The 26545-nt window shown below is 43.6% G+C and carries 20 protein-coding genes and 1 pseudogene; 6 read left to right on the top strand and 15 right to left on the bottom strand.

Annotated features, from left to right (window positions below; translation table 11 throughout):
• Nucleotides 1-124: 124 nt before the first annotated feature.
• The 5 genes from KSW37_RS11890 to KSW37_RS16060 form a co-directional block, all read right to left on the bottom strand.
• Entirely contained in the window at nt 125-769 is a 645-nt protein-coding gene (locus KSW37_RS11890; RefSeq protein ID WP_217314605.1) for a hypothetical protein, read from the bottom strand.
• A 191-nt stretch (nt 770-960) separates the two neighbouring features.
• The gene (locus KSW37_RS11885) at nt 961-2775 is read right to left on the bottom strand and encodes a fimbrillin family protein (protein ID WP_217314604.1); all 1815 of its coding nucleotides are present in this window, start codon (nt 2773-2775) and stop codon (nt 961-963) included.
• Between the two features lie 33 nt (nt 2776-2808).
• A complete protein-coding gene (locus tag KSW37_RS11880; protein WP_217314603.1) occupies nt 2809-3774 on the bottom strand; it encodes a fimbrillin family protein in 966 nt (321 codons plus the stop codon).
• Nucleotides 3775-3803: 29 nt separating this feature from the next.
• Complete coding sequence (locus tag KSW37_RS11875; protein ID WP_153092082.1) at nt 3804-4709, bottom strand: fimbrillin family protein; 906 nt, start codon at nt 4707-4709, stop codon at nt 3804-3806.
• A 159-nt stretch (nt 4710-4868) separates the two neighbouring features.
• Nucleotides 4869-5516 (bottom strand): helix-turn-helix domain-containing protein, encoded by a 648-nt coding sequence (locus tag KSW37_RS16060; protein ID WP_228115244.1) that lies wholly within the window; start codon nt 5514-5516, stop codon nt 4869-4871.
• Between the two features lie 746 nt (nt 5517-6262).
• Here KSW37_RS16060 and KSW37_RS11865 point away from each other — a divergent pair.
• Entirely contained in the window at nt 6263-8428 is a 2166-nt protein-coding gene (locus tag KSW37_RS11865; protein ID WP_217314601.1) for a S9 family peptidase, read from the top strand.
• A 166-nt stretch (nt 8429-8594) separates the two neighbouring features.
• Here the strand turns inward: KSW37_RS11865 and KSW37_RS11860 are convergent, their stop codons facing one another.
• Together KSW37_RS11860 and KSW37_RS11855 are read right to left on the bottom strand one after the other, a co-directional pair.
• Nucleotides 8595-8819, bottom strand: coding sequence for a hypothetical protein (locus KSW37_RS11860; RefSeq protein ID WP_217314600.1), 225 nt, complete (start codon nt 8817-8819; stop codon nt 8595-8597).
• A gap of 143 nt (nt 8820-8962) precedes the next feature.
• Nucleotides 8963-10489, bottom strand: a complete 1527-nt coding sequence (locus KSW37_RS11855; protein WP_153083349.1) for a peptide MFS transporter — start codon at nt 10487-10489, stop codon at nt 8963-8965.
• Between the two features lie 302 nt (nt 10490-10791).
• On the opposite strand from KSW37_RS11855, the gene KSW37_RS11850 reads away from it, so the two are divergent.
• Nucleotides 10792-11667, top strand: coding sequence for a sigma-70 family RNA polymerase sigma factor (locus KSW37_RS11850; protein ID WP_006847025.1), 876 nt, complete (start codon nt 10792-10794; stop codon nt 11665-11667).
• A gap of 169 nt (nt 11668-11836) precedes the next feature.
• On the opposite strand, the gene KSW37_RS11845 is transcribed toward KSW37_RS11850, so the two are convergent.
• The 4 genes from KSW37_RS11845 to KSW37_RS11830 all read right to left on the bottom strand — a co-directional run bounded on the left by KSW37_RS11845 (nt 11837) and on the right by KSW37_RS11830 (nt 16284).
• Nucleotides 11837-12511: a hypothetical protein gene (locus KSW37_RS11845; protein WP_217314599.1), complete on the bottom strand. Its 675-nt coding sequence runs from the start codon at nt 12509-12511 to the stop codon at nt 11837-11839.
• Nucleotides 12512-12633: 122 nt separating this feature from the next.
• Nucleotides 12634-14010, bottom strand: coding sequence for an MFS transporter (locus KSW37_RS11840; protein WP_118190312.1), 1377 nt, complete (start codon nt 14008-14010; stop codon nt 12634-12636).
• A gap of 62 nt (nt 14011-14072) precedes the next feature.
• Nucleotides 14073-14834 (bottom strand): porin family protein, encoded by a 762-nt coding sequence (locus KSW37_RS11835; protein WP_022120670.1) that lies wholly within the window; start codon nt 14832-14834, stop codon nt 14073-14075.
• Between the two features lie 55 nt (nt 14835-14889).
• The gene (locus KSW37_RS11830) at nt 14890-16284 is read right to left on the bottom strand and encodes a LysM peptidoglycan-binding domain-containing protein (protein WP_217314598.1); all 1395 of its coding nucleotides are present in this window, start codon (nt 16282-16284) and stop codon (nt 14890-14892) included.
• 239 nt (nt 16285-16523) lie between these two features.
• On the opposite strand from KSW37_RS11830, the pseudogene KSW37_RS11825 reads away from it, so the two are divergent.
• From KSW37_RS11825 to KSW37_RS11815, 3 genes and pseudogenes are all read left to right on the top strand, one after another.
• Nucleotides 16524-16832 (top strand): annotated as a pseudogene (locus tag KSW37_RS11825) (gliding motility-associated C-terminal domain-containing protein); the annotation flags it as partial.
• A gap of 27 nt (nt 16833-16859) precedes the next feature.
• The gene (gene uvrA / locus KSW37_RS11820; protein ID WP_217314597.1) at nt 16860-19700 is read left to right on the top strand and encodes an excinuclease ABC subunit UvrA; all 2841 of its coding nucleotides are present in this window, start codon (nt 16860-16862) and stop codon (nt 19698-19700) included.
• A gap of 111 nt (nt 19701-19811) precedes the next feature.
• Nucleotides 19812-20675 carry an Rpn family recombination-promoting nuclease/putative transposase gene (locus KSW37_RS11815; RefSeq protein ID WP_153085790.1) on the top strand — a complete coding sequence of 288 codons (864 nt, stop codon included), beginning with the start codon at nt 19812-19814 and terminating at the stop codon, nt 20673-20675.
• Nucleotides 20676-21023: 348 nt separating this feature from the next.
• On the opposite strand, the gene KSW37_RS11810 is transcribed toward KSW37_RS11815, so the two are convergent.
• Genes KSW37_RS11810 through KSW37_RS11795 form a run of 4 tightly spaced genes read right to left on the bottom strand, consistent with a single transcriptional unit; the run spans nt 21024 to nt 24909 of the window.
• Nucleotides 21024-22118, bottom strand: coding sequence for an SHOCT domain-containing protein (locus KSW37_RS11810; protein ID WP_217314596.1), 1095 nt, complete (start codon nt 22116-22118; stop codon nt 21024-21026).
• Between the two features lies 1 nt (nt 22119).
• Nucleotides 22120-22554: a hypothetical protein gene (locus KSW37_RS11805; RefSeq protein ID WP_217314595.1), complete on the bottom strand. Its 435-nt coding sequence runs from the start codon at nt 22552-22554 to the stop codon at nt 22120-22122.
• A gap of 7 nt (nt 22555-22561) precedes the next feature.
• Nucleotides 22562-23725, bottom strand: coding sequence for a GmrSD restriction endonuclease domain-containing protein (locus KSW37_RS11800; RefSeq protein WP_217314594.1), 1164 nt, complete (start codon nt 23723-23725; stop codon nt 22562-22564).
• Complete coding sequence (locus tag KSW37_RS11795) at nt 23722-24909, bottom strand: adenine-specific methyltransferase EcoRI family protein (protein ID WP_217314593.1); 1188 nt, start codon at nt 24907-24909, stop codon at nt 23722-23724. The genes KSW37_RS11800 and KSW37_RS11795 overlap by 4 nt, the downstream gene beginning before the upstream one ends.
• A 350-nt stretch (nt 24910-25259) precedes the next feature.
• Between KSW37_RS11795 and KSW37_RS11790 the strand changes: the two genes are divergently transcribed.
• On the top strand, nt 25260-26447 hold the full coding sequence (locus KSW37_RS11790; RefSeq protein WP_217314592.1) for a hypothetical protein: 1188 nt from the start codon (nt 25260-25262) through the stop codon (nt 26445-26447).
• Nucleotides 26448-26545 lie beyond the last annotated feature (98 nt).

The raw sequence follows: 26545 nt of genomic DNA, 5'->3' as shown, positions 1-26545 counted from the left end.
TCAAGAAAATAGTTTCATTCCTATCAAAAAGGTGTTTCATTGGTAGGAATGAAACTGTTAATACGCAAAAAGGCTCACCAATAATAGGGTGTGATTACCTTCATTGGTGAGCCTATACCGCAGGTTAGTCCTTAGAAATCGGCTCTCTATAGATGCCAAACAGCTTAAATCCGTAAGTGGAAGTTCCATTTTCATCACCACTGTGTGACATTGCTACCATCGGAAGATAGTATTCGCCCAGTTTTGACAATGCCCATTCTCCATTGCTTTCTTTTGCAATCTTTATTGATTCTTCAAACAAAAGAGAGTCTTTCGGTTCTACTACTCCTATGCTATAGTTATATTTACCGATAAGATTAACTTTCTTAACGGCCAGTTCTGCATAGACAAAGGTTGTGAAACCATTTTCATCCCCCGTATGAGTACGTCCAACAATCACATTGTTACCTTCACAGGTAAAATTGAGATTAGATTGTTTGAAACTATCGCTATTATGTCTATCAAAAACGGCAAAACGAACTTCATGTACCTCGTTACGTAAATCCACATCAAAGATCTTAGGTTTGCCCGTCAGGTAGTATGTTAAACCATTCTCATCACCAGTATGTTTTCGACCGACTATAACGCATCCGAATTTTGCCTTATACGAAGAGGTCCCATTATTGAATATAACATCCTTGCCGGATTCAACAATACCCTTAGTGCCTTTATCTTGCAATTGATCGATCAGAACATAGCCAATCAATACTGCTTTATCATTATCAGCCATATTTAAAACTTTTTATCCCTACTCGTTTTATAAGGGCTTTTCGGGATACGCCCTTCAGCATAACTGCCGAATATGACTCACACTGTCTTACTCTCCGATGTTCTACTCCTTTCTCATGGCGAGTGATTGTTATAACTAACCTGACACTTCTACTCCCCCGTCAGGCTTGGGAGTGTTTTATATCATTCTTACTACTGTTTTAACGCTCCTATTCCATCTGTGCTCGTCAGTGTTTGGTCGCTTGCCTTCAGCACTACACCCGGCCATTCTCCACCGTCCAAACCTTTATAAAAAGATATAGATTGGCTTCCTTTACCAATTTTATATATAGGTTCAGTCATGTTCTGGATAGAGCCTAAATCACACGTGAGCCTACTAAGAAAAGTTTCACTGCTTTCTTCTGTTTCTATATTGATTGTGCCTCCGATGAGGGTCTTTGGTATATCAAAACAACTTACATTAGGGAATCCAATAGCAGAAGCATAAAGACCTCCTGTAGCAGTGATTGTTGAGGATTTGATATTAATATTCCCCATTGTAGGGGCTGAAGCGCTCTTACCGGCTCCCATTCCTATACCTGGAGCTCCCTTTCCACCGGAAGCTGTAATCACGGCATTTGAGATCGTTATGTCGCCACAATGTGCTGATGACGAACTGCCGATTCCTGCACCGCCGGAATAATAGGGGGTAACAGTTTGATTACCAGTTCCACCGGTAGCCTCTATGCTTACATTTTCAATAACGATGTTGCCACCATCACTGCTGCCGATACCAGCTCCTGCTGTACTGTGACTTCCATTAGTATTAGTAGATGTGGAGCCGCCCTTAGCTGTCAGCTTATCATTTGTTCCGTTCTCGCCTTTAATGGTGAGTGTAGCACCATCGCATACATTGATAGCGGTAGCAGTAGTGGAAGTAACACTATTCTCCGTGCCGGACACGATAATCGTCGGACTGCCACTCTTGACATCGATACCGATGTCGCTTGTACTGATGATGGCATTCTTTAACTGCACGGTAGCATTGCCGCTGATGGTGATAGTGTTTGCGGTGGTTTTGCCATTGGTGGTGATGACATAATAGCCGTCGTCAGTAATGTTGATGTTCTCATTGGATAAATCTAATGTACCTAGTACAGCTTCCCCACCGGAGATAGTGCCTGTGTTGCCCCAATCTTCAACCGAAACCGTGCCAAGACTTACTCCGTCCTTACCGATGGTCAGGTTGAAATTATAACTCTTTCCTGCTTCTAATGCTACAGGGTTCTTTACTGTGAGATCTTTTATATCATCAGACTTCTTAACTGTCAGTTTGATGAATTCATAGTTGGTTGCTGTGTTCGGTGCTACAAGAGCGTAGTATATGCTGCCTTTCTTGCCGTAGCGGTCCTGCGAGTAAGGTATAATTTCAGATGTTGCAGTAACTGCGCTTCCGTCTTTGGCAATTCTTTCCTTAGATGTTACATACATTTCGGAAACAGAGTCGTCACCAGAAAACTCATTGTTAAAGCCGGCGATAGTGATTACCACGCGAGCCATCTGACGTTCGAAGAGAAAATCAACCTTTCTGTTAGCGGGAATTTTATTATAAACTTTTGTCGCAGTCATATAGTCAGCCGATGCTATTTCATCAATACCATTCTGATTTTTTGGTACAATAAAATCTCCGCTTGTTTTTGGGTAACGGGCGGTGAACGTCATAGACTCGCTGCTCCACTTGAGGAATTGTCCAGAGGTTTCTGGTCCCCATGTGCCATCTTTAAGTATGTAGTTCACTGATGTCTGTCCTTCTGTGGAGATAGTAATCGCATCACCTTCGTTGAATTTCTTCTGCTCAGCTTCGGTTGTTGCAGTCGGGTTGCTGCGGGTAAACACACCGCCAACGGTAGCACTCACGCGCACAGCAGTAGGGTCGTTCTGCCAGTTCGTTCCGAAGTCATCATCGCTGCTGCAAGAGGCAAGTGCAGCCATAATCAGCGCCATGCCCATATATTTAATTGTCTTCATTGTTGTTATCATTAAATTTTATCTGTTCGGTTATTATTCGGTCTCTACATTGGAAGTCGAACCTTCCTGCCATGCGTTGGCTGTCATTTCTCCTACCACTACTAGCTCCTTGCCAGCTGTCAAAGCCAATGTGTAGGCGGTGTTCTCCGCGAGAGTTACGGCTTGGTCGGATGTCCATGTATAAGGTTTTCCATTCAACTTAAAGCTTACGCTGAATTTTCCTTTCTCGATGATCTGAGGTATCAGCAGACACTGGTAGGTTGCCTTTGCATTGGATGATAGAGAGGTAGCTTTTTCAAATTCGCCATACTCAGACGGAGCAACGGCAATGGTATTGGCTTCTGTAGTCTTGGCTGTGACGAAGCCTGATTCCTTGGTAAAGTCGCATATACCTTCAATGTATGTACCGTTGACTTTCAAATCGGTGATAGGATTTGTGGTTACCAAATCCGGGGCGTTGAACTCTGATCCGAGCGTTACGGTAATGGTAAGTTGGCTCAGGGCGTGCTTGAAAGCCAAATTCAGTTTGCCTCCTTCAATCAGTCCTGTACTCGGCTTAAAGCCCGGCATCTTGCAGATAAGGAAGTCGCTTGTGTAGCCGTCTTTGATTTGTGTTTCTTCAACCTTGACAGGGAGAGTCGTGGTGGATGTGTTGTATTTTCCTGCCACATAAGGAGAATAAGCCACAATGTCAACAGCCTGAGTGGAGTTTTGCCATAGCATCTGTGTGGCTGGTGTCCAAGCGGTGGTATTGCTACCGGTCACTTTGACGTTGTTGTATGTGTAGTTTGAATTGGCATTGTTGGTAATGCAGATACCAAACTCTGTAACCTTGCTGCCATCAGTATGCGAGGCACGGGTCTGCGGATTGTTCACTCCCACATTGAAGCGCACAACGCCATCTTCAGGAAAGTTGTTGGTCATATCGTCATCGGACGAGCAGGCGGCAAATCCTGTCATGAGGGTTGCTGCCATGAGAAGTTGTAATACTCTGTTCATTTTCAGTCTATGTTTTTATGAGTTGTTTATTAATTATCTGTCTGTGCTTCACCACCGCTGATGTTCGTACCTTCCTGCCAGTTGTTGATTGATACCGAACCGAGGGTTATCTCGTTGCGACCAACGATAAGGTTGACGGTGGTGTATTTTCCGCTCTCAAGTGCGATGTCTTCGGTATGGGTAAAGGTGTAGGTCTTTCCATCTATCACGATGTTGATAGTTCGGAAATCGCTCTGCGGCACCATTATCGAGGTATAGCAGGTGTTGGCAGCAGTAACGGGGAGGACGATGTCGCTCTGTTCACCGGTGACAGTCACTACAGTGCCGGTGGCAGTCACATAGTTTACTGTGGCAGCTTTCTTTGCCGTAGCGGTAACGGATGCTACTGTCGGAGTGGTTGCCCATTGGTTGCGGAACTGGAGGTTCACAATGAGTTTTGACATCACATGGTTGAACATCAGGCTCACAGGATTGGCTGTTGCCGTAATGCCGGCTCCTTCGATGCCGGTGTTAACTGCTACCAACAAGTCTGACGCTTCCTGCTTCTCTGTGTCGAGCGCATACTCATCGGCAGTGAAATCTGTCACGGCATGGTTAGGATAGATGCCAAGGAAGTAGTGAGGCGTTTCCATGTCTTTCCACAGCATCTGCGGTGAAGCTGTCCATTTAGCACCATCGTAGGTGTTGATACTGTTGTTTACCACGAAATCTGCGGGAACTGCAGTGGCATTGCCTGTCCACGCATAGATGCTGATTTGGTCATCCTTCGCAAACTCCTGATTGCCATTGGCATCAGTGGTAGTGCGTGTCATCTGCCCGATGGAAGTGGCAACTGTGATGTACTTCGATGTGGTCGAAGTATCATCATCGCAGTGACATGAGGCCAAGCAGAAGGCTGCAACTGCAATGGCTAAAGTTGGAAATTTCTTGTTCATACTGATTAACTTTACTGAATCATTATTATATACTATTATTAAATGATGCAAAGATAATCAAAATCTTATAACCAGACAGTTTCATTGCTCAAGAAAATAGTTTCATTCCTATCAAAAAGGTGTTTCATTGGTAGGAATGAAACTGTTTTTCGCAGCATTCTACCGTTTTTTCCGTACAGAGTCTCTCCATTTACCAGGCGTATATCCCGTCTTAGCCTTGAATATCTTATAGAGATGGGCGTGGGATGAGAAGCCGCATTCCGAAGAAATGGTATCATTGCTGTAGCTGCATTCTTCTAGCAGCATACGCTGCGCCTCCTTGAAACGGATATCGCTAAGCCAGATTCTGAAACTGCTCTTCAGATAATTCTCAAAATAGCAGCTCAATTCGGGGCGAGGAATGCGTAACTTTGCCGATAGCATCGGCATATTCACCGTACTGTCTCTATATCCGCCATTTTCACACCACTTATCAAGCAAAGATTCTATCTTATCTATTTTTTCAGAATCCAGCCCCATCACTTCACTCTCTTCCATCATCTCCAAAGGAGCATCAGCAGTATCCATCTCCAATCTCACCTCTGTAGGCATGATAATGTAACCGAAACCCAAGAAATGGACGACAAAGGAAATCAGAGCAAAAAGCATCAACGGTGCCACGCAATACAGAAGCGGACGATAGCAGATGGCAGCAGCCATCGCCAATACCATGATGCCCATCAAACGATAACTGGCATAGGAATATCTGTCGAAAGGAAGCAAATCTTCTGTCGTATTATCCTCGATGATTTTTCGATGATACCGCATCTCTACGACTGTAGTATAAACGCAATACAAAATCGAAAATACATATAATGCGAGCATCACATAGAGCCACCCCCCATGTGCATTCCCTTGGGAATCTCATAGTATCCGACGAAGAAACATAATAATATCAATGCATAGCTCACAACTCCCACTATGGCAAAATTCCTGCGCCCGCCTCTAGAGGATATGACATTATACGCTGCATAGGAAACGATGAAAGTGAGAGGACAATAGAAGAGAACATTGACAACAGCTCCAATCTCATCGCTTTTAGCACGGAAACCATAAAGCATTTGCAAAACATAATGCCCAGCAAGTACAAACATGGAAAAAGCAAGGAACCAGCGAGACGCCTCATAACGACGGTTGCACCAACGTATCTGAAACCTGGACAATACCAATATCAAGCCCAACATCGACACAATAATGCAGCAAGCAAACTGCAAGAGAAACAATGTATTCATTTACTAAATATTTATATCTTTCTTATATTCCTGAAAATTCAGCTCTTAAAACGAAACGAAATCTACTCCTAAGGATTCAGCTCTTAAAACGAAACGAAATCTACTCCTAAGGATTCAGTTCTTAAAACGAAACGAAATCATTTCTGATGCAAAAATACAAAAAAAATGCATACTTTTGTAATGAAAGAAGAATAATTTTGTTTTTTTCATCAATTTTCTGTAACTTTGCACGGAATATCAGGAAGATGACAACGAGAAATAATTAATAAATATATTAGAAATATGATTAAAGCAATGATTCTGGCTGCGGCTGCACTCACCATGAGCGCTACGGCAGCTGATGCACAGACTATGATTGAGAAAAACAACATCAAGGTGGAGAACCACCTGATGACCCCAGAGGCTCTTTGGGCTATGGGAAGAATCGGTGCAGCAGAGGCTTCGCCTAACGGCAAGCAGGTGGTGTACCAGGTAGGTTACTACAGTGTAAAGGAAAACAAGGGCCATCAGATGCTCTTCATCATGGACGCCAACGGCAAGAACCAGAAGGCATTGACCACCGATGCAAAGAGCGAAACAGATGCTGCCTGGATTCAGGGCGGACAGAAGATTGCCTTCATCCGCGACGGACAGCTCTGGAGCATGAACCCAGACGGAACCGACCGCAAGCAGCTCACCAACGACAAGTTGGGCATCCAGGGCTTCCGCTTCTCTCCTGACGGCAAGAAGGTAATCCTCATCAAGGAACTCCCTTATCACGGAACTATCAAGGAGAATCCTTCTGATCTCCCTCTGGCTACCGGCCGTCTCGTAACTGACATGAACTATCGCCACTGGGACCACTACGTAGAGAGCATTCTCCATCCTTTTGTGGCTGATGTGGCTGAAGACGGTACCATCAACGCAGGCGAAGACATTCTGAAGAATGAACCATTCGAGTGCCCTATGGCCCCATTCGGTGGCATCGAGCAGTTGGCATGGAGTCCGGATTCCAAGACCATCGCCTACACCTGCCGCAAGAAAGAGGGCGTTCAGTATGCCATCTCTACCGACTCTGATATCTACCTATATAATATAGGTACGCGCGAGACCAAGAACCTCTGCAAGGAGGCTGGCTATGTGGAGCCTAAGATTGATGCAACCAAGAGCATGAAGAACCAGGCTGTCAACGCACCTGAGAATCTGAAGAACAATCCGGGTTACGACGTAAATCCTCAGTTCTCTGCAGACGGAAAGTACATCGCTTGGCAGAGCATGGCTCGCGATGGCTACGAGAGCGACCGCAACCGCCTCTGTGTTTACGAGCTCGCTACCGGCAAGAAGAACTATGTATCAGAGAAGTTCGACTCCAGCGTAGAGGGCTTCGTATGGAACAAGGACAACAAGAGCCTCAGCTTCATCGGTGTATGGCACGGAACCCTGAACCTCTATCAGGCAAACTTCAAGGGCGAAGTGAAGCAGATTACCAACGAGTGGGCTGACTACGGAAGCATCTCACTTGCCAACAACGGCAACAAGCTTCTCGCTACCAAGGCTAGCATGAGTCATCCTACAGATATCTACATCGTAACTCCAGGCAAGAATGCCAAGAGCACCAAGGTAGAGCAGATTACCCGCGAGAACGACCACATTCTGAACCAGTTGAATATGGGTAAGTGTGAGCAGCGCTGGGTGAAGACTACCGACGGCAAGCAGATGCTGGTATGGATTATGTTGCCATCTAATTTCGATGCCAACAAGAAGTACCCTACCCTTCTCTTCTGCGAGGGTGGTCCTCAGAGTCCGGTAAGCCAGTTCTGGAGCTACCGCTGGAACATCCAGATCATGGCAGCCAATGGTTATGTAGTCGTATTGCCTAACCGTCGCGGTCTCCCTGGTTTCGGAAGCGCATGGAACGAAGAGATTTCTGGTGACTGGACAGGCCAGTGCATGAACGATTATCTTTCAGCTATTGATGATGCTGCCAACAATCTTCCTTACGTAGACAAGGATCGTCTGGGTTGTGTCGGTGCCAGCTTCGGTGGTTTCTCTGTATACTATCTCGCCGGTCATCACAACAAGCGTTTCAAGGCATTCCTCTCTCACGATGGTGCTTTCAACCTGGAGAGCATGTATACCGATACCGAGGAGGCTTGGTTCTCTAACTGGGAGTATGATGATGCTTACTGGAACAAGGACCAGAGTGCCAACGCTAAGAAGACTTACGAAAACAGTCCTCATAAGTTTGTAGACAAGTGGGATACTCCAATCCTCTGCATCCACGGCGAAAAGGATTACCGTATCAATGCCAACCAGGGCATGGGCGCCTTCAATGCAGCCCGCATGCGTGGCATCCCAGCCGAGCTCCTCATCTATCCTGATGAGAACCACTGGGTATTGAAGCCACAGAACGGCGTGCTCTGGCAGCGCACTTTCTTCGGCTGGTTGGACAAGTGGTTGAAGAAATAATATATTAAAAACGAAAAAAACGAGGTAACAGGTTACGCCTGATACCTCGTTTTTTTCTTAAAGACTTTTAAGCCATTCTTTACCAGATTTGGTACTCAACCAAATATTTATTATCAAAGCTACTACTCCTGTACCAGCCAATGTCATAATTAATGCTTCCATATCTTTACAATTTAGAAATTCTGTACCCAATCGTAGACAACAAACTAGTGGAAACTAAACCTGCAACAAAGAGCCAAACACTAATAGTTGTTACATCTTCTTTTAAAAACATAGTTACTACATCTCCCACAACCATAGCTGTGAAAGTAGCCTTAGCCAAATCATAGAAGAATTTACTCAAGTTCTCTCGGCTAGACCTTAGCTTTTCTCTATCTTCCCGAGCTGCCATACGCTTTTATATTTAAAACATTGCAAAAATACAACTTTCTTTTCAAACTAGCAAAGAAAAAGATGTTTTTTTCTGGAAATATGATAAAAAGGCTTGCTTCGAAAAATGAAGCAAGCCTTTTTTATATATTATAATTCTAAGATTTAGCTTACGCGATTCAACTTCTTGATGATAGAGAAGATGAAGAGAGCTGAAACCAGGCAGATACCGGCGAGAACACCCCAGATGGCAATGAGGTTGAAGTTCTGACCCCACATGATGCCAGGAATCATAACCAACTGGTTACCGATGGCTGTTGCACCAAACCAGAGACCCATCATCAAACCAGCATACTTTGGAGGAGCTACCTTCGATACAAATGAAATACCGATTGGAGAAAGCAGAAGCTCTGCGAATGTAAGAATGAGGTATGTAGAGATGAGGAGGTTAGCACTTACACGTGTACCCTCTGTAGCAGGATTGCCCTGTGTCAAAGGAAGCTCCAGCCCCATAGAACCTACAGCCATCCATACGAAACCGAGAGCAGCAACGAGCATACCCAAACCAATCTTCTCTGGCGATGTAGGCTCCTTGCCAATCTTGTGAAGCCATGAGAACAAAGCAACGCTCACTGGTGTCAAAGCCACTACATAGCATGGGTTGAACTGCTGGAAGATAGGAGCCTCAACATCTACGGCACCCTCAAGGTTGCTGTACTTGTAGAAGAGGAAAGCGATGGCAGCAACAATGACACCAAGAGAGATGCCCTTACCCTTGCCAGTCTTGCTCTGTGCCAGACCGAAGCAACCGTAAACCACGAAGATGCAGGCTACGAGGTTGGTAACATCGAACGCCATTGACTGCAGACCCTCTGAAGTCTTCTGTGTATAATCGCGGGCAAAGAGTGTCAATGTATTACCATTCTGGTGGAAAGCCATCCAGAAGAAGATAACCACAGCGAATACCAGACAGAGGCAGATGATGCGCTCCTTGGTCTCAGCCTTAGACAGTTCGTTTGTCTCCTTGGCAGAAGTCTTATCATCCTTACTCTTGGTCTCAGAAGCAAGAACATGCTTGTATGTAAAGCTGAAGGCATAGTAGATAGCGATACTGAAAATCAGTGAAGCACATGCCACGGCAAATGCGAAGTGGTAAGAATCCTCCACAGAAACGCTCAGGCTCTCCTGCGCCCACTTCATAATCTTGATGGCAGCAGTAGGAGCAAACATTGCACCGATGTTGATAGCCATATAAAAGAGAGAGAAACCGGAATCACGTTTGCTGGCATACTGTGGCTCGTCGTAGAGACGTCCAACCATCACCTGCAGATTACCTTTGAACAGACCGGTTCCCAAAGCGATGAGGATAAGTGAAATACCCATGGCAGCAACGGCAACGGTTTCCTTGCCAAGAGGAAGCGAGAGAACAAGATAACCTATGAACATGATGAAGATACCTGTGGTAACCATACGTCCAAAGCCAAACTTGTCGGCTGCGATACCACCGATGATAGGAAGGAAATAAACCATCATCAGGAAGGTAGAGTAAATAGTACTTGCCAATCCGGTTTCAAAACCGAAGTTGGCCTGCAAATAGAGCAAGAACACCGCAAGCATGGTATAATAACCAAAACGCTCACCGGTATTCGCCAAAGCCAAGGCCCACAGACCTTTTGGTTGATTCTCAAACATAATTTTTTGTTTTATTATTATTTTATTATTTAGTTATTCTTTTCTCGCAATTTGTGTGCAAAGATACATAAATTATTCCATATTTCAAACTTATTGCACAAAAAACCGCACATCGCATAGCACTTTTCCACTGAAAATCGGCTAAAATTCTAAAAAACAGACAAATCAGATAAAAAATTTCCGTTTATATTACAACGTAATTGCATTTTTTTTCGTACCTTTGCACCCCGAAACCATGAGGAGGTTTCGGGATACACAAAAATACTTCAAAAAATTCTAAATAGAAAGGTAAAAGGATATTTATGAGACAACTTAAGATTAGTAAGAGTATAACCAACCGTTCCAGTGAAGCACTTGACAAGTACTTGGTGGAGATTGGTAGAGAGCCTATGGTCTCTATCGATGAAGAAATCGAACTTGCCCAGAAGATTCGCAAAGGCGGTCGTGAGGGAGAACGTGCCAAAGAGAAATTGGTAAAAGCAAACCTTCGTTTCGTTGTATCTGTTGCTAAGCAATATCAGCACCAAGGTCTTTCTCTTACCGACCTCATCGACGAGGGTAACATCGGTTTGGTAAAGGCTGCTGAAAAGTTTGACGAGACCCGCGGCTTTAAGTTTATCTCATACGCTGTATGGTGGATTCGTCAGAGCATCCTGCAGGCTATTGCTGAGCAGAGCCGTATCGTTCGCCTGCCTTTGAATCAGGTAGGTGCATTGAGCAAAATCAGTGCAGAAATCAGTAAGTTTGAGCAGGAGAACCAGCGCAAACCTTCTGTTGCTGAGCTCGCTCAAATCACAAAGATGGAAGAAAGCAAGATTGACCAGACTATCAAGGCTGACAATCACCACATGAGTATCGATGCTCCATTCGGTAGCGATGATGATGACAATGCTATGGTCGACGTGATGGCTTCGGGTGATGACAGCCGTACTGACAAGGGTGTAGACTTCGAGTCTATGGCGAGCGAGCTTGACAGAGTTCTCAATTCTGTATTGAAAGACCGTGAACGCAAGATTCTGTGCTACTGCTATGGTATCGGTTGCCACGAGAAGGGTTTGGAGGAAATCGGTAGCGAGTTCAACCTTACCCGTGAGCGTGTTCGCCAGATTCGCGAAAAGAGTATCATCAAGCTCCGTGATAGCGGTAAGATCAAAATCTTGATGAAGTACTTGGGATAAGTTAAGTGAAGAGTGAAGAACGAAGAATTCTTTTGCTTTTCTTCACTAGGGATTGAAGACGAGAGAAAAATCAGATAAAAACTAAGTTGCTAATAGCAACGAAAGTAAAAAGGGCAATCAGTTGGTTCATACCAAACCTGATTGCCCTTTCTCTATTAACTATAAACTGTTAACTATTAACAAAGTTACCAGTCTTGTCAAGAAATCCGTTCTCGCCATCTTTTGATGCTTCGAAGTAAGGATATTCATCACGCAAGCAAATTTCGTCGTAAAGGAAATCCGCCACTACCGTATCGTTACCATCCGGCATTACCAGTCCCATCTTGCCATTCTTCTCGGCTATTACCGGCATGATGCTCAAGTCATCATTATAAATGTAGCAGGTGCGCAAGAAATTATAAGTTGGCGAGAGTAAGATGTTGCCTTGATGATCTTTCATACCGAACTTTCCATCCTGCTCAAATACTTCATGATATTGAATGTATTTCGCCTTGATGCGCTGGTAATAGAAAACCATCTTGCGCTTATCGTTGACAAAATCCAGCATATACTGGAAGGTATCACAATAGTTGGCTACCGAACGGACCAGAATCATCTTCAAGTCAAGACCATCCAATGCTTTTCTGTTCAGATCAATATACTTGGCTATCGCCTTCTCCTTCTCTGGTACAGAGAGGCTGGCTAGCCTTTCCTCAAATTTCAACATAGCTTGCTTGGTACCCGACATACCCTTGATATACCGGTGTATCTGTCTGCCCATCTCAGAACATACAAACTTGTCAATCTCCTGCTGCTCTATCGGGTCAGCATAGTCCTTAATCAATGATTCAGGTGTCGCATTCATGGTTATTTCCTTTCTTTTAAAAATTATACTTTCAAAGATTTAGAAGAACAAAAAGCAAACGAATTCTTCACTCTTCGTTTTTTACTCTTCACTCAATTTGCTCTTTGTTCTTCGCTCTTCACTTATTTTACATTAGGCTTCTGCAATCCATATCCCTTTCTCTTATCTTCAAACAAGAGGAGGAAAGAGATGATAATAGCAATCACACCAAAGGCTGCAAAGATGGTCATCGTCTGGGTATAGTCGATAACACCATCAGCACCCGTGTTAGCCTGGTTCACCTTTCCAATCCATACCGGAATGAGAGCCAGTCCGATGTTCTGGATATAGAAGATAAGGGCGTATGCAGTTCCTAAGAGTTTCATTGGGATAATCTTTGGCACAGATGGCCACATGGCTGATGGTACCAGTCCAAATGCGATGCCCAGGATGAGCATCAGCACGATGGCAAGCACCCATGAGTTGATTGGCAGGGCAAACATGACGTGTACAAAGGTCAGGAGGCAACTGCCGATAATCATCAGCGTAGCACCCTTGCCATACTTATCGTATATACTACCGAAGAGCGGTGTGAGGAAGATGGTACCGAATGGCAACATCGCAGGAATCAGACCTGCCAAATTAGCATCCACACCATACTTGAAAATCATCAGTTTGGTAGCAAACTTCAGAAATGGGAATACACCGGCATAGAACATCAGGCAAAGGAATGCCACATACCAGAAACCTGTTGTCTTGAACAAACCGCCCAAGTCTGAAAACTTGAAACCTTCTTCCGGTTCTGTAGCTACAGCTGCCGCAGAAGCATCCTCCTTCTTGTCCATCACGCAATAAACCAGATAAACCAGTACACCTGCGCAAAGCAATACGGCACCTAAAGCAACAGAAGCAGAAACACCGCCCATCGCCTTGGCAAAAGGAAGAGAAGCACTCAGAGCTGCAGCAGTTCCCAAACGAGCCGTAGCAACCTGTACACCCATTGCCAGAGCTAACTCATGGCCCGTAAACCATTTCACGATGACCTTGCTCACAGTGATACCGCATATCTCGCATCCTACACCATAGATGGCAAAGCCAAGTGCAGCTATCACTACCTGTGTACTATAAGTACCGAAGAATGGCACAGCAACCATTCCGTCAAACTCATGACCTAAAGCATACCACTTCAACAAGGCTCCACCAAACATCAAGACGGTAGAGAGGATACCAGTGAAACGGATGCCAAACTTATCGAGGATAAGACCACCGAAGAAGAGAAGCAGGAGGAACACATTGAAGTATCCGTAAGCTCCAGAGAAGAAGCCGTACTCATCCGAATTCCATCCGAGTCCGAGACCATTCTCTGCTCCCTTGGCTGCTGTCAAGAGAGGCTCCAGTGGAGACATCACATCCGTAAAAAAGTAACCGAACATCATCGTGATACTCACGATGAGGAGGGCGGTCCAGCGAGCTGACTTCGAGTCGCTCAATTTCATCTGCATTTTTTCTGTTGTACTCATTTTCTTTAAAACATAAATGATAAACCCGTTATCATTATTAATTATCAATTATTAATTATCATCTATTTCCGTTTCACGTTCTTCGTTCTGGTGATATCAAAGAGATAAGAGAGTTTCAGAACAATCTGTCCGTAGTTACTCTTTCCGAAATAATCACGCTTAGAAGCACCGTAGATATTACCCAAGCCATAGTAGTAGCGGGCTTCAGCAAGGAAATGCCCCACCTTCGGAATACTGTATTCAGCACCCAGACCCAAGGCGATACCATAATCGAGCTTATTCTTGACTGCCATCGTATCCTGAGCCACCACCGGACTTACACGGTTATTGTCGGTTGCCGGCATGTGCTCTACCGAGAAGTTGGTCTTCTGCGAATCACTCAGATAGAGACCAAACTGCGGACCGGCATTCACGAAGATATTCAGTCCTCTTGTCTCCCTACCCCATGCCAGATGCGCAAAGATTGGCACCTGAATATAGTTGATGGTACGCTTGTAAGCCATCGCCTCTTTGGTTTCGGTGATAATCACCGGATTATTCTCCATATCCAGGATATCCTCTTCCCATCCTGCCTGCGCATAGTTTACTTCGGCATAGATAGAACAGATGGTCTTGAAATATTTCTCGCAGGTATATCTCATCGAGAAACCGCCCGTCAGTCCGCCGTGCTGCTTCTGCTGTACCTCGGGTGTGAATCCTACGCTACTCATCATATAGCCTCCATTAAAACCGATGGCGAAATCATTACGATGCTCTCCTATCTGTGCCGAAACTGGAATTCCGAAGATGAGCATCAGAATCAGCAGCCCAATATTTCTATTCATTATCAACTATAAATTGTAAACTATAAATTGTAAACTATAAATTGTAAACTATAAACTAGTACTTCACCGCCTCTATCTGATGATTAAAGGTATAGTGAATCAACTGGAAACTCTTGTTCTTGTATCCTCCTCTACTGGTCTTTTCGAAACGGAGTGGAGTCTGCACGGGCTGGTAAGTCATCTGTTGACGCTCACCTGTGAAGTTCTTTCCATATCTCTTGACACCCTGAATCAGATACATTCCGTGATCGAAACCGGTGATGGCGAATCTTGGCTGTGCCACCATCATAGGCTGATGGAACCATCGCTCATAACGGCCCTCAAGCGCCTTGGTCTGTGCTGAGTTCGGGTTATAATAGAAGGTGGAAGGGATATAAGTATCATACTTATAGAATCTTTCCAGATTATACTTGGCATACATCAGCCATTCGGTATAGCCGAAGAGAGAGATGGCTGCACCTGGATACTTCGCATCAAATTCGTCGAGTTTGTTCAAAACCTGAGTCAACTGTGGCGAACGTCCCGTGTTCAGGATAATCACATTCTGCTTGGAAGGCATGAAAGCCTTGGCAAACTGCTCGACACTTGAATTCACATTGGTGATGCTATAATTGATTTTCCTGCGTTCCAGTTCCTTGCGGAGACCGAACGTAAAATTGCCCTTTCTCGAAGTAGAATCATTGCAGTCTACAAAGATAGGATGCACATTGGTAAATCGGCTCAGGAATGCCTTGATGGTCGCATCATTCAGCGCATCATCGCTCTGATAAACCTGGAAAATCTCTTTGTTTCTTTCTACATCATCTCCACTGATAGAGAACGGAATCACCATTTTGATGCCGTAGGTCTTGCAGAAGTTGGTCAGCGGAGCCACCTGCTTGGTATAAAGTGGACCAAAGATGATGTCGCATTGGTTAGCACCCTCCTGCAAGAGTGTATTCCGGATATCAGCATCAATAGAAACGTTCCAGGCACGCACATCTATATCGGTGCCCTGCTGCTTCAGGGTTTCGCAAGCCAGCAGCAAACCGCGGTAATACTCCACCATTCGCTTGCCGTCGCCATCAACATTATGCAAAGGTAACATCACGCCTACCTTTACCGCATTTCTGGCAACAGCAGCCTTTGAGGTTGCCGGAGCTGCAGCTGTTTTCTGAACCGTTGCCCCATTCCCCGACTTCTGACCATTCACCTGATTAGGATTCTTCTGGTCCTTGGCGTATGGAATAAAGAGCGTAGCTCCCTTCTGCAGCATGTATCCCTCACGCTTCATCTCCGGATTGGCATCCATCAGTTCAGGAAGGCTCAATCCGTATTTGTTGGCGATACCAAAGATGGTATCTTTCTTTTTAACCGTGTAAATGTCGCGCCATTTTACAGTCTGCGCGCCAATGCTGACACTGAGCAGAAGCCCAACGAACAGCAGGAAATATCTCATTTTTTGTCTCATATCTCAAGATTTTTTTAACGATATCTTCAAATATTTCATGTTTTCATCTGCAAAAATACAAAAAATCTTGCATCTGACGCAATATCTCTCATCTTTTTATTATCTTTGCACAAATTATTTTAGAAATGAGACGAAAAATAGCATTACTTTGCATCATGTTGCCACTTTTGACGTGTCAATTACACGCTCAGGAAGTCAACGACGACGAGGAGGACAACACAGAAGAGACGACCAAGGTCAGTTCTCTTCTCATGCCGAATGCCTTCTCTCCAAATGGCGATGGCATCAACGACATCTATAAGCCAAAGGATGGTTACCGGAATATCGAAGAGTTCCACGCCTATATATATAATAGGTGGGGACAGAAACTCTATGAATGGACCGACCCTGCCACGGGATGGGATGGCACCTACCGCGGAAAACCGGTCAAGGAGGGTGTCTACTTCTGTCTCGTCAAGGCGAAGGGGGCAGATGGCGTGGTGTATAACATCAAACGTGATGTCAACCTGCTCAGAGGTTATAGCGAAGAGCAGAACAGTAACTATTAGGCAAACAGCAATTAGCAGAATTGGAATATGAATTCAGAAGAAAAGATAAATGTATGGGGCGCACGGGTCCACAACCTCAAAAACATAGATGTAGAGATTCCGCGTGATTCCCTCACCGTGATTACCGGACTCTCGGGTTCGGGCAAGAGTTCACTGGCTTTCGACACCATCTTTGCCGAAGGTCAGCGCAGATATATCGAAACTTTCTCTGCCTATGCCCGCAACTTTCTGGGTAATATGGAACGCCCGGATGTTGACAAGATTACGGGATTGAGTCCGGTCATCAGCATCGAACAGAAAACCACCAACAAGAATCCCCGCTCTACCGTGGGCACTACCACCGAGATTTACGATTATCTCCGTCTGCTCTATGCCCGCGCCGGTACTGCATACAGCTATCAGAGTGGCGAGGAGATGATGAAATATACCGAGGAACAGGTCATCGACATGATTCTCAGCGATTATAAGGGCAAGGCTATCTTCCTGCTCGCTCCACTCGTTCGCCAGCGCAAGGGTCATTACCGCGAACTCTTCGAAAGTATGCGCAAAAAGGGGTATCTCTACGTGCGACTCGACGGCAACATCCTCGAAATCGTTCCCAATATGAAAACCGACCGCTACAAGAACCACAATATAGAAGCTGTGGTAGATAAACTGGTGGTGAAGGAAGAGGATGAGGAACGTATCCGCAAGAGTGTGGCGACGGCTATGAAACAGGGCGACGGCATGGTGATGGTTCTTGAGAAAGGTGCCAAGGAGGCCAAGACTTACTCCAAGCGTCTCATGGACCCTGTAACGGGTATCGCCTACCAGGATCCAGCTCCTAACATGTTCTCCTTCAACTCTCCCGAAGGTGCCTGTCCGCATTGCAAGGGTCTGGGAAAGGTGAACCAGATTGATATCAAGAAGGTAATTCCCGATGATAAACTCAGCATCCATGAAGGCGGCATCGCTCCGCTCGGCAAATACAAGAACCAGATGATTTTCTGGCAGATAGAATCATTGCTCAGCAAGTATGACCTCAACCTGAAGACGCCTATCTGCGAGATTCCGGGCGATGCCATGCAGGAAATTCTCTATGGTTCGCTCGAAAACGTGAAGATAGAAAAGGAAAAGGTGCATACCTCTACCGACTATTTCTGCGCCTACGATGGCATCATCGACTACCTGCAGAAGGTGATGGAGGATGACGAGAGTGCGGCGGGCAAGAAATGGGCAGACCAGTTTATCTCTACCATCGAATGTCCTGAATGTCATGGTTTGCGACTCAAAAAAGAATCGCTCTCTTTCAAGATCTGGGATAAGAATATATCCGAAGTAGCCAGTCTCGACATCGATGAACTGCGCAATTGGCTCGAAGAAGTGGAACAGCATCTGCCTTCGATGAAAGCGAAGGTGGCCCACGAAATCATCAAGGAGTTGCGCTCACGCGTCACCTTCCTCCTAGATGTGGGACTCAATTATCTCTCGCTCAACCGCCAGTCAGCTTCTCTATCGGGTGGCGAGAGCCAGCGCATCCGTCTGGCTACTCAGATTGGTAGCCAGCTGGTCAACGTGCTCTATATCCTCGATGAGCCGAGCATCGGTCTACACCAGCGCGACAACGAACGTCTGCTCAACAGTCTGAAGGAACTTCGCGACCTGGGCAATACCGTTATTGTGGTGGAGCACGATGAAGATATGATGCGGGCTGCCGACTGGATAGTAGATATCGGTCCAAAGGCGGGACGCAAGGGAGGTGAAGTTGTCTTCCAGGGCACACCTCAGGAGATGCTCAAGACCGATACCATCACCGCCCAGTATCTCAACGGAAAGATGGCTATTGAGGTGCCTACCCTCCGCAGAGAAGGCAACGGCAAGCATATCACCATTCACGGAGCAACGGGCAACAACCTCAAGGGGGTGGATGTTGATTTTCCACTCGGCAAACTCATTGTCGTAACGGGTGTCAGTGGCTCAGGCAAATCTACTCTCATCAACGAGACTCTCCAGCCTATCCTCTCGCAGCATTTCTACCGTTCGCTCAAGAAACCGATGCCATACGAGAGCATCGAGGGTATCGAGAATATCGACAAGGTAGTGAATGTAGACCAGAGTCCGATTGGCAGGACGCCTCGCAGCAATCCAGCAACCTACACAGGCGTGTTCAGCGATATCCGCTCACTCTTCGTAGGACTTCCCGAGGCAAAGATCCGCGGTTACAAGCCAGGCAGATTCTCCTTCAATGTGAAAGGTGGAAGATGCGAGGAATGTAAGGGTAACGGATATAAGACCATCGAGATGAACTTCCTGCCGGATGTCTACGTACCTTGTGAGGTATGCCACGGCAAACGCTACAACCGCGAGACGCTGGAGGTAAGATACAAGGGAAAGAGCATCGCCGATGTTCTCGACATGACCATCAACCAGGCGGTAGATTTCTTCGAGAATGTTCCTCAGATACTGCAGAAGATCAAGGCATTACAGAATGTAGGTCTCGGATACATCAGGTTAGGACAGAGTTCCACTACCCTCTCTGGCGGTGAAAGTCAGCGCGTAAAACTGGCTACCGAACTCTCGAAGCGTGATACGGGCAAGACGCTCTATATTCTCGATGAACCGACAACCGGTCTGCATTTCGAAGACATCCGCATCCTGATGGATGTACTCCAGAAACTGGTAGACCGTGGCAATACGGTCATCATCATCGAGCACAATCTCGATGTCATCAAACTCGCCGACTGGCTCATCGACATGGGTCCGGAAGGTGGACGAGGCGGCGGTCAACTCCTCTTTGCCGGAACACCAGAAGAAATGGTAAAACAGCAGAAGGGATATACCTACAAGTTCCTCGCCCCTTTACTGAAGAAATCAGGGAAACCTGAATAAATCAGGATAGGAACGAAGGCTGTGACAGAAGAAAATAAAAAAAACGCTCTAAAAGTTTGGATGTTACAAATATTAAGTTTATCTTTGCATAAGATATAAAACAAACAGCGTATGAAACAGGTAGAAGAACGATACATCAGCTTGCTGACCGATTTCGGCTTCAAGCGCATTTTTGGAACAGCAATGAACAAGGATTTGCTCATTTGCTTCCTCAACAGCTTGTTCAATGGCAGACAGGTTGTTAAGGACGTTTCGTATCTGAACCCGGAGCACGTCGGTGATGTTTATACCGACCGCAAGGCTATCTTCGACGTGTATTGCGAAGGAGAAAACGGCGAGAAGTTCATCGTAGAAATGCAGAATGCCTATCAGACTTATTTCAAAGATCGTGCTCTGTTCTATTCTACCTTCCCTATCCGTGAGCAGGCACCCAAAGGTAATGAATGGGATTTCAAGCTCAACCATATCTATACCGTAGCCCTGCTCAATTTCAACATGAACGAGGATGCCTTCGACAAGGAGGAAATCCGTCACCATGTACAGTTGTGCGATACCGCTACCCACAAGATTTTCTATGATAAGCTGGAGTTTATCTATGTAGAGATTGCCAAGTTCAATAAGACCTTGGAAGAATTGGAAACACTCTACGAGAAGTGGCTTTATGCACTAAAGAACCTCTATAAACTTACTCAGCGCCCGAAAGAACTGTGCGATAAGGTTTTCGACCGACTTTTCGAGGAAGCAGAGATTGCCAAGTTTACACCTCAGGAGATTCGGGAATATGAAGCTAGTAAAATGGCATATCGGGATATCAAGAACTCTATTGATACGGCGAAAAAAGAAGGTAGAATAGAAGGTAGAACTGAAGCCAACATTGAAACGGCTAAACGTTTGTTGGCTATGGGACTTCCAACAGAACAGGTAGCCAAAGCGACCCAGCTACCTTTGGATATGGTTCAAAATCTGAGCAAATAATAAAAGTGAAAACTAACGTTTTTCTTTTATGCTGGATACCATAACAAATAACCCCAACCTACTTTTTTAAGCGGGTTGGGGTATTTTTATTTCAATATAAAATATGACGATAGCATGGTACCAATTACAGCGCTACGCTTGGTAACGATACAGCACTATCATCAGTTAAATTAACGTTGCATATACAAAATGAGCCTGTAAATGAGCCGATAAATGAGCCGATAAATGAGCCAGTAGTATTCGATATAGATACTGACAGGCTAGAATCATAACTACCGCCAAAGTACATGATATCAGGATTAATTTGGCGGTACGGAATATAAGCAATGTTGGGGCTGCTATTTACATTTATTGCAATAATTTTGCTTTCTGTGCTTGGAATTCTTCTTCCGTAAGAATACCTGCATCTCTGAGTTGCACCAATTTGGTCAGTTCATCAGCAATGCTATTTGATGAGGAAACACTTACCTTTTGATTTTGGCTTGCACAACTCTTATCAACTATGTCTATAATGATGGAAAAAATGTCCTTTATGCCCGTAACCTCTTTCATCAGCCCCTCATAGAATATTTTATCAGCAGTATTCTTTGTCTCTAGAACAGCTCTATCTTTTCCTGCTTTGTAAATATCAAGCAAAATAGTAGAATCAGATGTACTCTTGAGCAATATCTTTATAGACATCCTTTCGATTTTCTTGTTTTTAACAGTCTTCGCTGTATTACTACCTACGATAGCACCAACACCACCGAAAAGCAAACCACCAACAACTGCTCCACCGAGAGACTTATTGTACATATCATTACCATTTTCTTCATACGTAATGCTTACAATATCAGAATATTGATGCAGATGCATATTTGTTGGAGTAACTATGGCAACAAATTCATTGACATCATCAGTAATGAAAGCATAATCATTATATGCCTTAACTGCCGGAATAGATTTCTTCATTACTATATTCCAATTTTTAAACGTATAATTGAGATTGAATTCTTTAAGCAATATATTGCCATTGTTAGTCTTTATACGCAATATCTTGTTATGGGCTGCATCATAAGACACAATATAATTATCTGTTTTCACAGTTTCCGTAACAGAAAAATCTCTAACTACTTGGATATTTTTACCTCCATTCGTTGTTGCGCATATGGTCACGTCCTGTCTTTGAGAATTAAAATATAATTTTAAGTCACCATTTCCAAAACAATCATCGTAATCCAGCGTCTGGGCAAAAATATCCTGCTGTTCTTTTCTTGCTTTTCGATCAGAAGCCTTACTTTTGGCATTAAGAGCCATGACTAAACCAACAACTACACCAATAGCGGGTATTATGGCTATGGGATTTCCTGACTTATCAGAATTGTAAGATAATATAGCCATAATAGCAAAAATTACGGAAAGGAATAAAGCCCCTCCAACACCAAAATCATCTTGTCTTTTCATACTAAACTAATTTTACAAATATTATAATTGGAATTACATAGCACACCACATCATAGATATCAAATGTACCAGGACAAAGGCCAAACAGTTGCATGAACTCCAATACAACTGCAGATATAGGAAGAGGTAGAGCCAAAGATAGCCTCATTTTCTTATTTAGTTGCTTAGTACATAAACACATAGCCATAAGATATGATGCTGTCCATAATCCTGCAGGTAAACTATAAACCACAAAATCCGGCAAATGAACATGCTCCACTTTACTTCTTACTATATCAACAGCCGTGAAATCACCCAATTTGTCCAATACCTCAAACAAAATAATGTTTTTAGGACGATAAAGCAAATATACAAGTCCTCCGAAGAGAACAGGAATCAATGCTATCGCCCATTCCAAACAAGGGTACTTTCCTAACTTTTCTTGCACTCTGTCCATACTCTAACTATCTGTTTCCTTTAGCCCGATTATGAGTTTTGCAGAGCATCTGGCAGTTGCTCTCATCTGTAGCTCCGCCGTTAACCCATGCCTTCACATGGTCGGCTTCCATCTCTTTCAAAGCCCAAATTTTATCTTTGTTGGGACCATCGCCACAAGCACAAAGACGACAATTGCTTTCATGCTTCTTTTTGGCTTCTGCCGTCTGACGAGCATAAACCCTGCGCTTGGTATTATCATCGAAGACACGGACATTCAGAAGCTTCTTGTCTTGGCAGCCTCCAAGCACATACTCGAACACATTCTTCTTGTCTGTGACGCAAGGATCGTCATAAAGTTCCTTCACCTTTTGAGATACCTCAACATGATTATAGGGAGTGGTATGGAATCGTTCGTATAGTTCACCCCAGTTTAGCCCCTTCATCTTGGGATAAACCTCATCGAACGTTTGGTCTATCCAAGAAATAACATCATCGAAATAGTTTTTCAATTCATTGATGTTTGCGTCACGGCGATGTTCTTGCATGTAGTCTTTGATATTTCCTTTGCTCACCCATCGTAGGGCTTCCTGAAGAATTTCCTGTCTATTGGCAGAACCTGAAATGTAGCATTCCCATTTTTGCAAACGTGGATCTTCCTTGTTGCTGAATTCTTTTCGGGCTGCACTGACGAAAGGCCCCGAGTAAATGGCGTTCAACTTTTCTTGTTCGTTGAGTCGAATGCCACCGATATTGATAATTTCAAACCACTCCTTGATTTCAGACTCCGTGCCTTCGCAAATGTAGGCAATCAACTTTGTATCCTCGATACGTTTTTTTTCCTCTTCATTCAAGGATTTGAATTTATAAGGATCACCGTCTTTCATATAAGAAAACTTACCAATCAGATATCTGCCCAAACTTGTAATGCGCTGTTGACCATCAAGTACCTCTAAGCGTCCATCAGGGAGCTTGTTGAAATAAAGTAATCCCAGTGGATATTCTTTCAACACAGAATCAATGACTGCGGCTTCTTTTTCACTATTGTTCTCACTATATAAATAGTTACGCTGATACTCTGGCTGTATGGTTAGCTTGCCAGCCAAACCATACAACCCCTTTCCATCAAGTTCACTATATGTGAATCCTTCACATAGCTCCTTTACTGTATATGTATGTAATGTTGGTTTCATTTTAAGTATTGTTTTTTACGGATTAATATTCGGGCATAAGCCTTTGTATAGTAATGCCCATCAACGATATAATATACCTCTCCATCATCAGGTCCTGGCAATTCTATTGCAGCACCATCGTTCAATTTGGTAACGACAGTCTTCTTACCGTTTTTCCCGACTTGGATTTGTTTTGGATAGATTTTGCTTGCCATTCCGAACCAACTTTGAGTAATCCCCATTATCTCAAATTGCTCAGGGCAATATTTATCAAGAAAAGAAATAGGTACTCCCATCATCCCCTCATAATCACAAGGGATAGCATCAGTATAAGGAACTTCGATGGCATCGAAATTATCAAAGTGCAGATATGGTCTTCCATGAACCTCCTTGTGCTTACTAAATTTGATGTTATCTGCCATTGTCATAAAGTCTTTGGCACTATGACGATGCCCATGATCGATGTTCGTGTACCATCTTACTCCCTTTACTCGAATATATTTCTTGCCATTTTCATCTATTCTTGTTCCAGATGCTTCTAATGGATACTCATCAGGAACACCAAACTCTCGGTCACCGCCATGAATAGAATTTCCCATCCAAACCTTGTTGTCTTTTATCAAAGGGAATACTTCTTTATAGGTTACACAATTGATATTGCCGATAATGATAAACTGTTTGTTTGCTTCAACAATCCACGCCAAAAACTCTCGGAATAGCGAAAAAGGAGGGTTGGTTATAATAATATCTGCTTCATCTCTAAGTTTTTTGACCTCTTCGCTTCTGAAATCACCATCCCCCTCAAGATAATCCCACTGCAGATCATTAAGATTTGGCATTCTATCTCTTGTGGAATCTTCAGTAAGAACAAATATCTTTCCATGTGTTTTGGTCTTATCCTTATCATACTTGGCAGATTGAGTTTCAAACAGGGATAACTGTATGCCGTTTTTATAAGTCATACTCTCTGGAGCATAACTTGTAGAGATGAGTTTCTTCAAACCCAAATCTTTAAAATTCTGTGCAAAATACTTAGTGAAGTTACTCCACTCCGGATCATCGCAAGGCAGAAGAACCGTCTTGCCACGAAATACATTTGGATTGTAATCGAGATAGGCTTCCATTTCGGTTTCTATATCATAAAACATGGTATAGAACTCGTCTTTCTTGGCAGCCTTAGCATTTGATAATGTACTATTTGCCATATTTATTGATAGTTGTTACGCACCCAACTATCAATCCGCTAAAACACAAAAAGGGCGTGATGCCTCTTATCGCGTTTAGCACGGGGCGGCGTAGGAATGGAGCCCCAGTCAATCCATAAGAATGCATCACGCCTATAGCGTGTTTGCATTGCTTAATCGGATTGACTGGAGGCTACATATATATATACGAACCACCTATCACATATTATTTCCGTGCTTGTTATTCCAAATTGAGTTTCCTACGCTCTTGGCTAAACGCGAAATAATAGCGAATGCTTTTGTTTTTACCCACAATGTCTTGGCTTTTCCTTAGTAATAAGGATAACCTAGGTGCAAAAGTAATAAAAATTATGGAGATAATTGTAGGTTTTTTGTTTTTTCTTCTTTTTTATTGGAATATTTTTGTAATTTTGAAGCAAAAAGGAGATAAAATGGTAGAAAATTATTTAGATGATATTTACAAACCTGGAGTAAATCATTGCTTCAGACTTTGGGCCAATGGAAAATATGGTTCTATATATGACTTGGAAAATAATTGTGTCTTAAGATTTATAGAAGCTCCTGATGGTACTCACTATAAATATAAAGAAGAAGATTGGAAGCAAAAATCACCCGTTCTAGCTTCTGGTATTGTCGTATGGTGGTTATTGTATCGCCGCTCGAAATCAGTACTTGATATATATGAAAGTTATTGTCAGATGCGTATGGCTCAATATAAAGCTCGAAGAGAGAAAGATGCAGATTCTTGGAAATGTGACATCGAAGACGAATTCTTTAATAAAGAATGGTTAGATATAGAGAGAAAATGCGTATACGAAAGTCAGGCTCTTTTTGGTTTCGTTTCAGAACAGGATGGCAAAGAAATCCAAGATATTATTAATAATTATTGGAGTTTCATTAATCATACAAAACTATTGTCTAAAGTTTCTTCACATATGAATTCTGATGATTTGTTGGAGTTAGAGTATAAAATATTGGATATATTAAGTCTTCATGGTAATGAAATAGATACTAGTAAGAAGAATGAGTCTAAACAAATCTGTGATTACACGGAATTGAGACTTTATACAGAAGATGAGATAAGAGAAGCCAGTTTGGATATGCAAAAAAAAGGTTGGATTTATTGTTTTGTAGATGATACACAAGATGAATTGGGACCGGCATATTGGCACAAACTCTTATCTCCTGGCATAATTGCGTTACGAGAGTTCTTGAAAAATAACTCTCGTAAAAAAGAACAGCCTACTTTTGATGAATGTCACAATGTACTCAAAACTGATGATGACTTACAAACAAAGCTTGAGCCTTTGTTTTTTGGGAATAAAGAAGAGGTTGCTAAATATATCAATAAGATGAGAGTTATCCCTAATAATACAGAGAAAGCCCGATTCACAGCAAAATTGGTAAATGACAAAATCATTTCTGATTTATCTTATAAAAAACGATTGTGGGACGTACTTCATTCGTATAATTTGTATCAACCAACATCACTGCTGTCCCGTTTAGAAATCATCGGGCCTGAAAAGGCTAGGATATAGCCAATCCTCCGTCTCTTCTGTTGGAACAGCTTTGTTAAACAATTCATTTAAAGGAGTCTTGTCCGTAAGGAATAGACCCACGTTCTTTGAAATAGTGT

It is taken from the genome of Segatella copri (assembly GCF_019127135.1).
Classification (GTDB): domain Bacteria; phylum Bacteroidota; class Bacteroidia; order Bacteroidales; family Bacteroidaceae; genus Prevotella.
This window is presented reverse-complemented; position numbering and strand designations above follow the sequence as displayed.